Annotated in this window: 12 protein-coding genes; 2 read left to right on the forward strand and 10 right to left on the reverse strand. The window is 64.9% G+C overall.

What is annotated here, in order from left to right:
• Positions 1-50: 50 nt before the first annotated feature.
• From NKH05_RS07800 to NKH05_RS07825, 6 genes are read right to left on the reverse strand one after another with little or no spacing between them, the layout of a single operon-like run.
• Entirely contained in the window at positions 51-512 is a 462-nt protein-coding gene (locus NKH05_RS07800) for a MarR family winged helix-turn-helix transcriptional regulator (protein ID WP_352484337.1), read from the reverse strand.
• A complete protein-coding gene (locus tag NKH05_RS07805; protein WP_023718173.1) occupies positions 509-1,093 on the reverse strand; it encodes an amino acid synthesis family protein in 585 nt (194 codons plus the stop codon). Before NKH05_RS07805 ends, NKH05_RS07800 begins: the two co-directional genes overlap by 4 nt.
• Entirely contained in the window at positions 1,086-1,961 is an 876-nt protein-coding gene (locus NKH05_RS07810; protein WP_352484338.1) for a UPF0280 family protein, read from the reverse strand. The genes NKH05_RS07805 and NKH05_RS07810 overlap by 8 nt, the downstream gene beginning before the upstream one ends.
• Positions 1,961-3,502 carry a 6-hydroxynicotinate reductase gene (locus NKH05_RS07815; protein ID WP_352484339.1) on the reverse strand — a complete coding sequence of 514 codons (1,542 nt, stop codon included), beginning with the start codon at positions 3,500-3,502 and terminating at the stop codon, positions 1,961-1,963. The genes NKH05_RS07810 and NKH05_RS07815 overlap by 1 nt, the downstream gene beginning before the upstream one ends.
• Positions 3,499-6,252, reverse strand: a complete 2,754-nt coding sequence (locus NKH05_RS07820; RefSeq protein ID WP_353025228.1) for a molybdopterin-dependent oxidoreductase — start codon at positions 6,250-6,252, stop codon at positions 3,499-3,501. The genes NKH05_RS07815 and NKH05_RS07820 overlap by 4 nt, the downstream gene beginning before the upstream one ends.
• A complete protein-coding gene (locus tag NKH05_RS07825) occupies positions 6,252-7,112 on the reverse strand; it encodes an FAD binding domain-containing protein (RefSeq protein ID WP_352548072.1) in 861 nt (286 codons plus the stop codon). Before NKH05_RS07825 ends, NKH05_RS07820 begins: the two co-directional genes overlap by 1 nt.
• 272 nt (positions 7,113-7,384) lie before the next feature.
• Here NKH05_RS07825 and pncA point away from each other — a divergent pair, with 272 nt between their 5' ends.
• Both pncA and NKH05_RS07835 read left to right on the forward strand, forming a co-directional pair.
• Positions 7,385-7,984, forward strand: a complete 600-nt coding sequence (gene pncA, locus NKH05_RS07830; RefSeq protein WP_023718168.1) for a bifunctional nicotinamidase/pyrazinamidase — start codon at positions 7,385-7,387, stop codon at positions 7,982-7,984.
• Between the two features lie 40 nt (positions 7,985-8,024).
• Positions 8,025-9,452, forward strand: coding sequence for a sodium:proton antiporter (locus NKH05_RS07835; protein WP_353025229.1), 1,428 nt, complete (start codon positions 8,025-8,027; stop codon positions 9,450-9,452).
• On the opposite strand, the gene NKH05_RS07840 is transcribed toward NKH05_RS07835, so the two are convergent.
• Genes NKH05_RS07840 through NKH05_RS07855 form a run of 4 tightly spaced genes read right to left on the reverse strand, consistent with a single transcriptional unit; the run spans position 9,453 to position 12,730 of the window.
• Positions 9,453-10,172: an ABC transporter ATP-binding protein gene (locus NKH05_RS07840; protein ID WP_352484342.1), complete on the reverse strand. Its 720-nt coding sequence runs from the start codon at positions 10,170-10,172 to the stop codon at positions 9,453-9,455. It abuts the gene before it with no gap.
• On the reverse strand, positions 10,165-10,893 hold the full coding sequence (locus tag NKH05_RS07845) for an ABC transporter ATP-binding protein (protein ID WP_023718165.1): 729 nt from the start codon (positions 10,891-10,893) through the stop codon (positions 10,165-10,167). The genes NKH05_RS07840 and NKH05_RS07845 overlap by 8 nt, the downstream gene beginning before the upstream one ends.
• The gene (locus NKH05_RS07850; protein ID WP_353025230.1) at positions 10,890-11,852 is read right to left on the reverse strand and encodes a branched-chain amino acid ABC transporter permease; all 963 of its coding nucleotides are present in this window, start codon (positions 11,850-11,852) and stop codon (positions 10,890-10,892) included. The genes NKH05_RS07845 and NKH05_RS07850 overlap by 4 nt, the downstream gene beginning before the upstream one ends.
• Positions 11,849-12,730 (reverse strand): branched-chain amino acid ABC transporter permease, encoded by an 882-nt coding sequence (locus NKH05_RS07855; RefSeq protein ID WP_023718163.1) that lies wholly within the window; start codon positions 12,728-12,730, stop codon positions 11,849-11,851. The genes NKH05_RS07850 and NKH05_RS07855 overlap by 4 nt, the downstream gene beginning before the upstream one ends.
• Positions 12,731-12,770: the final 40 nt, after the last annotated feature.

Here is a 12,770-nt window from a genome sequence, read left to right on the forward strand (position 1 = left end):
GCGTTCAGCGCCCGGCAGGAGTAACAACTAAACGCTCGGCAGGTGGCAGCTCAAGCCAGCTTGGCCAGCAGCTTCATGAAAATGGCAGCCTCCTTGGCGGAAAGCGGTGCCAGCGTTTCCTGCGTAATCTCGCGGGCAAGCGGAATCAGCCGCTCGATCGAGTCGCGCCCCTCGGCCGTCAGATTGACCAGCAGGCGCCGTTTGTCGACTTCGTGTTTGCTAAGTTCGACAAAGCCTCGCGCTTTCAGCCGGTCGATGACACCTTTCACCGTCGCCGCATCCATGGCGATCAGGCTGCCAAGCTGGTTCTGCGAGGTCTCGCCGACGTCGCGCAATTTGGCCAGGGCGGCAAATTGCGGCGGCGTCAGATCGGCGATGTGTGCGGCGAAGATCGAGACATGGCGCTGGTGCGCCTTGCGCAGGATAAAGCCGACCTGCTCCTGCAAGCGATAGTCGTTTTCGTCAGGTTCCTCGGCCTCGACCAGCTTGAGCAGATTGTCTTCGGCGCTCACCTCAGCCCATCCCATGCCTTGATGTCCTTGGCAGCCAGCCCGCCCATGCGGTCATGCACGCGCGGGCCGCAGGTCATTGCGAGGCAAAACAGGATCTCGTCGGGACGCGGGCCATCGCTGATGCCGATTTCCATGGCATCGAAATGGCTGCGCACATAGGCCGCGTTGATGTGGCCGAGCGGCACATCGAGCCGCGCGCCGAAGCCGCCGACCTTCTTCGACGACGGCACGATCGACTTGGCGTCGCCAAGCCGTTCGCGCATGGCATAGCCGCCCGGCACATGCCACAGCGCGCCATGCTCCAGCTCGCCCGCCGCGCCGACGATGGCACCCTTGCCATAACCGTCGATCTGTTTCACGTCGCCGCCCAATGCGGCAATGAGCCTGTCGGAGAGCAGCAGCCCGAGCGGCTTCAAATCCTCCATCGCGCTCTGCAGTTCCTCGACGTAACGGCCGGCGAACGGGTTCTTCACCACGGCCATGGCCGCGGCGCGGCGCCGCGGCACCTTCGCCACCGGCCCGCCTTCGTGAAAAATCTCTTCGGTCAGCACGGCGATCTTGCGGATCGGAAACTCAGGCATGGGCAATTTCCCTCTCTAAAACTTTATTGGCGAGCGCCATCGGACCTGCGATGCGCGCCTGACCGTCGAGGAAAAGCGCCGCGGCGGCAATCAGGCCGCGCCGCCGAAAGTCTTCCGCCACGGCAAGCCCGCTGTCCAACGCGGTAGCGATTTCGACGGCGGACAGTGGCCCTACGTCTTGCGTCACCTGTCGGTCGCCCAGATCGCTGTCCGGGGCGAGATCGCGCGCCCGTACGCGCGTAACGGCGGGATGACCGGGCAGATCGACGGCGTTGGCGATCAAGGTCGCGGCGGCGTCGGCTTCAGCACCCGTCCGCGCCAGCACGGTGACGGCGTCGGCGATGCCCAGCGAAAAGGACCGGCCGCGCCAGCCGCTTGTTGCGACGCCGCGGATCCCGTCTTCGGCGCGGATCGTGAGACGGTCTGCCAGTCCGTGACCTGTTCCGGCAATGGCAAGCGTCATCGACTGGCCGTGGCCGAGATGGATCGCGCTGTCGCCGCCATTGTTGACATAGGCGCGCTCGAGCCGGCGGCCGGCGAGCAGAACGCCAAGCACTTCGTCGGCTACCGAGCCGGCGACGGCCGCCATCGGCGTGATGAATTGTTTCGCTAGCGGAACGACCGCCGCTTCCATGCGACGTGCCGTCGGGCCGACAAACATGCGAGGACGCAGCGGCGCCTGGCGACGCAGTTCGGGCAACTCTTCGACCAGTTCGGGCAGGATTGTCTGGAAGCGCGTTGCCGCCTGATGATAGGCGGCGCGGCATTCGCTCGCCTCGCCGAAGGCCTCGACGATCAGATCGATCGGCCCATGATTGAGGTGAAGCCTTCGGCCGTCCTCGAGCCAATGCGCCTGCGGGCCGTTCATCACCCTGCCCCATTTGTCGTCGCGCGCCGCAGCTGCACCAGCGGCGGCCAGGGATTGTCGCGAGGTGCGGCCTTGCCGCGGCGCGGGTTGAGATACTCGCCGCCCTTGGCCAGGATATCGTCGACGCTGCGGATTTCGGCTTCATAGCCGCCGAGCCTGACATAATCGTCGCGGCGCATGGTGAATTCGATGGGCGCCACCAGCGCCGGCGTCGGGACATAGCCGAAGGCGCCTTCCGGCACGCGGATGACGTCGACCATCAGCGTGATGCCGCCGCCCGGCCAGACATAGACCGGCGCGCCGCCGACCGTCACATAGGTCTTGAGGCCCTGCACCGAGCGGGTCAGATTGACCGGGTTCTCGGTGACGCCGGCGCGCAGCGAGCCGCCGGCGCCGCCGACGAAAAGCACGGTGCAGAGCGCCGGCTCGCAATTGTCCTCGATCAGTTCAACCGACTTCCGCAGCCGCTCCGGGAACGGTTTCTGCACCGGCTTCAATTCGTCGTCGAGCTCGTAATAGGCGAATTGCTCACCGGTGGTCGAGACCATCAGCAGCGACATGCCGGGGCGCGCACCCTTTTTGGCGCTCCATTCACCAAGGATCGACAGCGGGTCGGAGATATTGGTGCCGCCCCAGCCGAGGCCGGGCTCCGACACCTTGAAATAGCGGCCCGGCGTCGAACGGCGGCCGATGATCTTGATGCCGGTATCCTGCCAGCCAAGCACCTTGCCCGCCTGATGCTCGGAGACGACGCCGGTGATGTGGTCGTCGACCACCACCACCTCGTCGACAAGGCCGCGCCACTGGGTGGCGAACATGCCTATGGTGGCCGAACCGCAGCCGACGCGCATGCGCTGCTCAAGTTTGCCGTCGATGACAGGCGGTTTGCCGGCTTCGACGATGACGGTGGCGCCGCCGTCGATGACGAGCTCGACCGGCTTGCGGTTGCACAGCCTGAGCATGGCATCACAGGTGGCGCGCCCTTCAGCCTTTGAGCCGCCGGTCAAATGATGCACGCCGCCCAGCGACAGCATCTGCGAGCCGTATTCGCCGGTGGTGACATGGCCGATCGCCTCGCCTTCGGCACGGACCGTTGCCGTTTCGGGGCCGATATGACGGTCGGTGTCGATCTTCACCTTGACGCCGCAATAGGAGAAGATGCCCTCGGTGACGACGGTGACCAGATCGACGCCCTCGACCTCCTGGCTGACGATGAAGGGCGCCGGCTTGTAGTCGGGATAGGTGGTGCCGGCGCCGATCGCGGTGACGAAGCGGCGGCCGGTGTTGACCAGTTCGCCGTCCCAGCCCTTGCCTTCCTCGGCAAAGGGCACGACCGCGCCGCCTGTCTCGGCCGCGTGGTCGAGGATGGTCAGCGGATCCATCCGCACGATCCTGCCGCCAACATTGCCGTAGCGATCGCAGGCGCCGGTGCGGCCATCGGCGATGTAGCACATGACCGGACAGGCATCGCACCGGATCTTCTCCGCCACCAGCTTCTCGCCGGGATCGTGTGTCTCGAAGCGTTCGGCAAGCTCGCTCATCGGCGGGCCTCCTTGTCGAGGATGGCGGCGCGGATGCGGGTCGGAGTCGCCGGAATCTTGGTGACCACCACACCGGCGGCATGGCGTATGGCGTTGAGGATCGCCGGCGCCGTCGGGATCAGCACATGCTCGCCCAAACCCTTGGCGCCGAAGGGTCCTTCCGGATCCGGAACTTCTATCAAGATGGTCTCGATCGGCGGCACGTCGCCGATCGTCGGGATCAGATAGTCGTGCAGGTTTTCGGTGCGGCCGGGGATGTATTCTTCCATCAGCGCCATGCCGATGCCCTGGGCGATGCCACCCTCGATCTGGCCTTCGGCAAGCAAGGGATTGATGGCCTTGCCGACATCGTGCGCGGCGGTGATTTTTATCAGCTTCACGGTGCCGAGCCTGAGGTCGACCTCCAGTTCGGCGATCTGGGCGCCATAGCCATAGACGGCGTAAGGCTTGCCCTGACCTTTTGCATCGAGCGGCTGCGTCGGCGGGTCGTAGCTTTCCTCGGCCCGGAAGACGAATCCTTCGGCGTCTGCCTTCAGCGAGGAAAGATCGATGCGGCGCGTCGCTTCGCCTTCCCCGATGCTCAGACTTGTGCCGTCCAGCGCAATCGCCGCCTTTTCCGAGACATTGGCGAAACGCAAGATCTCATCGCGCAAGGCGCGGCCGGCCTTTTCGGCGGCCTTGCCGGTGACGAAGGTCTGGCGCGAGGCCGATGTCTTGCCGGCGTCGGGGGTGATCGCCGTGTCGGCGCCTTTCAGCCGGAGCTTTTCAAGCGGAAGCCCCAACGCGTCGACGCAGATCTGCGCGATGACAGTGTTCGAACCTTGCCCGATATCGACCGCCCCCTGATGCAGGACGACTTCACCCGATACCGAGATGCCGACCTTGACGGTCGACGGATTGGGCAGCGAGGTGTTGCCGCAGCCGTACCAGCAAGAGGCCACGCCGACGCCGCGTTTTTTGATGCTGCTACCGGCATTGAACGCTTCGGCATCACGAAGGGCACGCCGCCAATGTGAGCGGAGGGCCTCCAGGCAGTCGGCGATGCCGACGCCTGACTCGAGCCGCTGCCCGGTAACTGTTTCGGATCCGTTCCGAAGGCAGTTCTTCAGGCGAAAGTCGAGCCGGTCCATGCCTAGCTTGTCGGCCAACTCGTCATAGAGGGTCTCCTGCATGATCGTCGCCTGCGGCACGCCGAAACCGCGAAAGGCGCCGGCAATCGGGCCATTGGTGTGGATGGCGCGGCCTTCGGCGCGATAGTTCGGCGTCGCATAGGGGCCGGAGGCGTGCACCGGCACGCGGTTGGCGACCGTCGGCCCCCAGCTGGCATAGGCGCCGGTGTTGAAATCGCCGGCGAAGACCATGCCGGTGACGCGGCCGTCGGCATCGGCGCCGATGCTCGCTCTCATCCGAGCGGGATGGCGCTTGGTGGTCGAGATCATCGATTCGGTGCGGGTATAGGCGAGTGCCGCCGACCGGCCGGTTTTCATGGCGACGAGGCCGATGAGCGGTTGCAGCGAGACATCGAGCTTGGAGCCGAAGCCGCCGCCGGTGGCGGTCGGCACGATGCGCACCTTTTCCGGGGCAAGGCCGAGCACTTTTGCCGTGTCGTCGCGGTCCATATAGGGGGCCTGCGTGCAGGCGACGACGACCAGCGTATCGCCGTCCATGAAGGCATAGCCGGCTTCCGGTTCGATATAGGCATGCTCGACATAGGAGGTGTCGATGGCGCCGGAAACGACGAAAGCCGCACCGGCAAGGGCGGCCTCGGGGTCGCCACGCTCGACGAAGCCGGAGGTGAGCAAGTTCGAGGGCCGGTTTTCATGGACCAGTGACGCACCGCCGGCCTGTGCTTCGCAAGGCTCCAGAAAATGCGGCAATTCGGTCCAACTGACAGGAAAATCGGCAAGGTCGAGATCGACGATGGCCTCGCGTTCGCCGGCAACCAGCGCCACCGCCTCGCCGCGAAAGCGCGAAAATGCTTCGGCCAGCGCCGGCTGGTCGGCGAAGGGCGCGATGACGCCGAAACAATTCTTTCCCGGAATGTCGGCGGCGGTAAAGACGCCGGCAATGCCGGGACGGGATTTCACCCAGCCATCGAGATCGCCGAAGCTGAAGGCCGCATGATAATGCGGCGAGCGGATCACCAGCACCGACAGTGCATCCATGGGAAAGGAATCGCCGCCGAATTTTTCGACGCCGGTGACTTTCGGCACGCCATCGAGGCGGATCGGAGAGGAGCCGACGGCATGGCCGGACAATGGCATGCGCGGATCGAGACCATCGGCGTGGCGCCAAGCATCCATCACCGCGGCGACGATCTTGCGGTAGCCGGTACAGCGGCAGAGCACGCCGCCCAGCGCATCCTGCGTTTCGGCCTCGCTCGGGTAAGGCGTCCTGTCCAGGAGTGCCGTTGCGGCGACCAGCAGGCCGGGCGTGCAGGCGCCGCATTGTGCTGCGCCATGGCTGAGAAACGAGGCCTGCAGCGCCGACAGCCTGCCATCGCCGAGACCTTCGACGGTCGTCACCACGGTGCCGGAGGCGGAAGCCGCCGGCATCAGGCAGGCGCAGACCGGCTCGCCGTCGACCAGCACCGTGCAGGCGCCGCAATCGCCGGCATCGCAGCCGATCTTGGTGCCGGTCAGCCGCAGCTCGTCGCGCAGCACCGCGGACAGCCGTCGCACCGGCGGTACGCAAACGCTGACGGCGGCGCCGTTGACCTCGAAGGCGATGTCGGCGCGCTCCATGCCCATCAGGCCGCCGCCCTTTCGCCGGGAATAGCGCCCATCGCACCAAGCACGGCGCGGACGACGATCTCGCGCGCCGCATCCAGCCGGTATTCGGCGCTGCCGCGCACGTCGCCGATCGGCGACAGCTCGTCCATTGGCGCGGATTGGATGGCAGTGGCCAGCGCGGGGCCGACCGGACGGCCGCGCAGCGCCGCCTCGACGCCCGCCAAGCGCCTGGCGACGACCGAGCAGGACCCGACGGCGACGACCGCGTTCCTGACGATGCCATCTTCGATGGCCAGGCGTGCGGCGGCCATGGCGATGGAGATGACGAGATAACGCCGTGCGCCAAGCTTCACGAAGGCGGAGCTGCCGGCGGTCGCGGGTTTGGGAATGCGGATTGCCGTGACCATTTCGCCGGGCTGCAGAGCGGTGCGACGGTTGCCGAGGATGAATTCTGCAAGGGGCAGATGCCGGGTCGCCACCGAGGAACGCAGTTCGACCTCGGCGTCGAGCACCAGCAGCGCCGGCACGCCGTCGGCGGCCGGCGAGGCATTGCAAAGATTGCCGGCAATCGAGGCAACGTTCTGGATCTGCACCGAGCCGACTTCCCGCGCCGCCTGCTTCAGCGCGTCGAAAGCCGCCGGCAGCGGATGGCGGACGAGATCGGTCCAGGTGGTGCGCGCGCCAACGAGCCAATGGTTCTCGGCTTCGGCAATGCCGCGCAATGCCGCCAAGCCATTGATGTCGAGGACATTGTCGCGGAAAGGCTTGCTGCCCTGTGCCGGATAGAAGTCGGTGCCGCCGGCGAGGATGCGCCATTGTCCTTCGCCCAGCAAAGCGAGGGCGTCGTCGACCGTGGTGGGTTTTGCGTAACGGATCACGCTTTGCCTTCCCAGAATGGACTTCCCGAGAGGGGATCCTGCCGAAAGATTTTCCCGAGCATGCAAGGCAGGAAATTCATTCGTATGCAAATGATATCAAGCCGGCAGGAATTGTCAAAGCCAGAGTTTGCACGGCTATGGGCACCGGTGCGCCCGGAACGCATTTGTTATGCCGTGAGAGGTTGACGCAGCCGGCCATCTGGTCAAGTTTCTGCGTCCGGTCGCGTTTTCATTGGAGCCTAAGCTCAAGACCAAGAAAATAAGGAGGCTCCATGGCCGACGAAGCGCTTGTCGTCATCGACCTGCAGAACGATTTCTGCCCGGGTGGCGCCCTGGAAGTGGCTGGCGGCGACGAAATCGTGCCGTTGGTCAACGACCTGATCCGGCGGACCGAGCACGTCCTGCTGACGCAGGACTGGCACCCTGCCGGCCATTCCAGCTTTGCCTCCAGCCACCCCGGCAAGCAACCGTTCGAAACGATCGATGTGCCTTATGGCCACCAGACGCTGTGGCCGGATCACTGCATCCAGGGCAGCCTGGGATCGGATTTCCATTCGGGCCTCGCCTGGAGCAAGGCCGAGCTGGTGATCCGCAAAGGGTTCCGTCCTGCGATCGACAGCTATTCGGCATTCTTCGAGAACGACCGGACGACGCCGACCGGCCTTGCCGGCTATCTTCGGGATCGGAACATCGAGACGCTGACCCTGGTCGGCCTAGCGACGGATTTCTGCGTCGCCTTTTCGGCGCTCGACGCGGTCAAGCTCGGTTTTGAGACGTCCGTGCGGCTCGACGCCTGCCGCGGCATCGATCTCAACGGCTCCGTGGAGAGGATGCTGGGCCGGATGCGCGATGCCGGCGTGGCACTGATTTGAACGTCATCCAGCCGAACCTGACAGACTTTTGAGGGGCTCCATGCGGTTTGCGGCGTTGACGGCAAGTGCTGCACTGATTGCCGCAATCTTTTCTCCGGGAGCGGTTCTCGCGGCCGAAGCGCACGAATTGCCGGGCGCCGCCATGTCGCTGTGGTGGGTGCTGCCGTTTGCCGGGCTATTGCTTTGCATCGCGACCGGGCCGTTGCTCTTCCGTCATGCCTGGGAGCACCATTACGGCAAGATTGCCGCTTTCTGGGCAGCGTTGGTGATCGGGCCGCTGGCGCTCGCCTTCGGCATCCCGTCGGCAACGCAGGCGGTGCTGCACGCGCTGCTCACCGAATACATGTCGTTCATCATCCTGTTGTTCGCACTGTTCACCATTTCGGGCGGCATCTTCGTTGCCGGCAACATCCACGGCACGCCGCTGGTCAATGCCGGGCTGTTGCTGGGCGGCGCTGTGCTTGCTTCGATCATCGGCACAACCGGCGCCTCGATGATCCTGATCCGGCCGCTCATCCGCGCCAACGACAACCGGCGCTTCAACGCCCATGTCGTCATCTTCTTCATCTTCCTGGTGTCCAACATCGGCGGGTCGCTGACGCCGCTCGGCGATCCGCCGCTGTTCGTCGGCTTCCTGCGCGGCGTCGATTTCTTCTGGACGACAGTTCACCTGTTGCCCGAGACACTGTTCGTCGCCGGCGTGGTGCTGGCGGTTTTCCTGGCGATCGACATCATCATGCATCACCGGGAGGAAGGCGCGCCGAAGATCAAGGATCCGACGCCCGACAGCAAGGTGCGCATTCGCGGCCTGGCCAACATCCCGCTGCTGGCAGGGGTGATCGCCGCGATCCTGATTTCCGCTGCCTGGAAGCCGGGAGTGAGTTTCTCTTTTCAGGGCGTCAGCCTCGAGCTGCAGAATCTGGTGCGCGACGCCGCCATCCTGATACTGGCCTTCACGTCGCTTGTCGTCTCGCCAAAGGAGTTTCGCGGCGCAAACGGCTTCAGCTGGGGGCCGATTGCCGAGGTGGCGAAGCTGTTCGCCAGCATCTTCATCTGCATCGTGCCGGTCGTCGCCATATTGCGGGCCGGCCTCGACGGCGCGCTGGCGCCGTTGGTGCTGCTGGTCAGCTCGCCGACCGGCGCGCCCGACAATCTCGCTTATTTCTGGCTGACCGGGGCGCTGTCGTCCTTCCTCGACAATGCGCCGACCTATCTGGTGTTCTTCGAGCTGGCCGGCGGCGATGCGCAGCATCTGATGACCGAGCTCGCCTCGACGCTGGCGGCCATCTCGGCCGGCGCGGTGTTCATGGGTGCCAACACCTATGTCGGCAATGCGCCGAATTTCATGGTCTATGCCATTGCCAGGCATCGCGGCATCAAGATGCCGAGCTTCTTTGGCTACATGGCGTGGTCGGGCGCCGTGCTGATCCCGACTTTCCTGCTCGCCGGCTTGCTGTTTTTTGCCTGATCAGCCGACGCCGACATAGCGGCGGACCGCCGAGGGATCAGCACGCAGTTCCTCAACGTCGACCGTCTCGCGGTTGCGGCCGTTTTCGATGAAGCAAACGCGGTCTGCGACCGAGAGCACGGCATCGACGCGCTGCTCGACAAGGATTGTCGACACGCCAAGCGCACGCAGCTTCGAAACGGTTTCGCGGATCTTGGCGATCATCGACGGCATCAGCCCTTCGGTCGGCTCGTCGAGTAGGAGCACCTGTGGTTCCAGACACAGGGCGCGGGCCATGGCCAGCATCTGCTGCTCGCCGCCCGATAGCGTGCCAGAACGCTGCCTAAGGCGCTGGCGCAGCAGCGGGAAGAGATCGAGCACGTTTTCGCGCGTCGCCTTGCCCTTGTTGCGGGCCATCAGGCCGATCTCGATGTTTTCAGCCACCGTCATCTCGGCGAACAGCCGCCGGCCCTGCGGCACATAGGCGACGCCGGCCTTGGGCACCTCGTGCGCCGGCAGGCCGGTCAATTCCCGCCCTTCGAGCCGGATCGAGCCGGCGCTTGCCGGCACCAGGCCCATGATCGCCTTCAGCGTCGTCGTCTTGCCGGCGCCGTTGCGGCCGAACAGGCAGAGCACCTCGCCCTCGCTCAAGACGAGATCGAGGCCATAGAGCACCTGGACCTCGCCATAGAAGCAATCAAGCCCGGAGATCGTCAGTGCCCTGGACTGGGCCTCAGCCATGGGTCGTCCCCAGATAGGCGTCCTGCACCGCGGCATTGGCGCGGATCTGCTCGGGCGTGCCTTCAGCTAAAATCCTGCCGGCGTTGAAGACGGTGATGCGGTCGGCGAGCTGCATGACCACCGGCATGTTGTGCTCGATCAAAAGCACGGTGGCGCTATCGGCGATCTCGCGCACCAGCTCGATGAAATTGTCGATCTCGCTGTCGGCCAGCCCTTGCGTCGGTTCGTCGAGGATCAGCAGCCGCGGCTTCAGTGCCAGCCCCATCGCCACTTCCAACAGGCGCTGGTGACCGTAGGACAACTGCCCGGCCGGCATTTGCGCCCAGTCGGCAAGTCCGGTGCGCTCGAGCGCCGCCATGACGCCGGTGTGAACCGCGCCCTTCGAGCGGCTGTCGGTCAGCGTGCGCTGCACCGGCAGGGCAACATTGTCGTAGGCGCTGAGATTGGCAAAGACGCTGGTGATCTGGAATGTATAGGCGATGCCAAGGCGAACCCTGGCGTAGGCAGGCAGGCTGGTGATATCGGCGCCGTCGAAGATGATCGTGCCCGACGAGGGCTGGATGCGGCCGCTGACCAGGCTGACGAAGGTGGTCTTGCCGGCACCGTTGGGGCCGATGACAGCGCGGATCTCGCCCGGCATCAGCGCGAAGTCGACGCCGTCGACGGCGCGCAAGCCGCCGAAACTGCGCGACAGGTCTTTGGTGGTCAAAAGCGGCATCATGGCAGCCATCCGAGCCAGCGCTGGCGAATGCTGCCGAGAATGCCTTTTGGGAAAAACAAAACCAGCAGGATCAGCGCGATGCCGACGATCAGCAGATAGGCGGAGGTGTAGCCGCTAGCGACGTCGATGACATAGTACATGAACAGCGTGCCGATCAGCGGCCCGAGCGTGGTGGCAGCACCGCCCAGCAGCACCCAGAGCAGCGGCAGGATGGAATACTGCACCGAAGCGAAGCTCGAGCCGACATAGCCGAACAGCAGCGCATAGGCGGCGCCGGAACCCGCGCAGATGGTGCCGGAGACGATGACGGCGGCGAGCTTGTTGGAAAACGTATCGTAGCCGAGCATTTTTGTCCGCTCCTCGTTCTCGCGGATGGCGACCAGCACGCGGCCATAGCCGGAGCGGACTATGGCCAGGCTTATAAGCAGCACGATCGAGAACAGCGCCAGCGCGCTCATATAGCGCACGGTCGGGTTGGTGAGGTCGAGCGACGTGCTGCCCAGGACAAGGACACGCATCGACTGCGGTACGACCATGCCCTGGTCGCCGCCGGTCCAGGCGGCGAGATAGAGGATGACGAGATAGAATACCTGAGCGAACATCGTTGTTACGATCATGAAGGCGACGCCGGAGGTGCGCAGCGCCAGCAGCGCGATCACCAGCGCGAGAAGTGCGCCGCAGGCAAGCCCGGCTGCAAAGGCGGCCGATACGCTCCAGCCGAGATGAATGACGGCGAGGCCGGCGCCATAGAGCCCGGCTGAAAAAAACATGGCATGGCCGAGGCTGAGCAGCCCGACATAGCCGAACAGCAGATTGTAGCCCATGGCGAAGACCGCCAGCACCATGATGCGAGCGAGCAGGCCGTGATGGTATTCCGGCAAGACGAAGCTCAGGGCGAAAAGCAGGGCGATGACGCCGAGGTGCAGCGCATATGGCTTTGCCGGCGAAGCATCCTTCATCGCGATGCCGTCCCGAACAGGCCCTGCGGCCGGAACACCAGCACCATGGCGACGAGCAAGGTGGCGATGATCTTGGCCAGCGTCGGTGAGAAGAACACCGAGATGATGCCGTCGGAAAGGCCGATCAGCACCGCGGCGACGACCGTGCCGCGCAGCGAGCCGAGGCCGCCGATGATGACGACGATGAACGACAGCAACAGCGGGTCTTGTCCCATCAGATAGTGGGCCTGGCTGATCGGCACGATCAGCACCGCGGCCACAGCCGCCAACATGGCGCCGAGCGCGAAGACGCCGGCATAGACTCTGGTCACCGGAATGCCAAAGGCCTGCGCCGTCTCGCTGTCATATTGCGTGGCGCGCATGATGAGGCCGATTTTCGTGCGCGTCAGCACCAGCCAGGTCGCGACCAGAAGCAGCGCGGATGCGGCGATGATCGACAGCTTGTAGCCGGAATAGCCGAACCACGGCAGGAGGATGCGGTAGCTGAACGGCGGCTCCACAGGCCGCGCCTCCGGGCCGTAGAAGGTCAGCGCCAATTGCTGGATGATGTAGAGCATGCCGATGGTGGCGACGATGGTGGCTTCCGGATTGTAGTTGAGCCGGCGCAGGACCAGCCGTTCGGCGAGCAGTGCGATCAAGCCGACGATCAGCGGCGCCAGCACCAGGGCGGCCAGGAAGCCGAGCGCCGGATGGCCGGATATCGCCGTAGAAATCGCCCAGGCAAGCACCGCGCCCAGCATGAAGAACTCGCCATGCGCGACATTGACGACGCGCATGACGCCGAACACCAGCGACAGGCCAAGCGCCGTCAGCGCCAGGACGGCGGAGGTGACGAGGCCTTCGAGGGCGGCGAGGAGCAGGTGGGGTCCGAAGTGCATCGGCTAAGCACCGGCGGATGCGCGAAGCACCCCCCTCTGG

The organism is Mesorhizobium sp. M1399 (assembly GCF_040317735.1).
Taxonomy (GTDB): Bacteria; Pseudomonadota; Alphaproteobacteria; order Rhizobiales; family Rhizobiaceae; genus Mesorhizobium.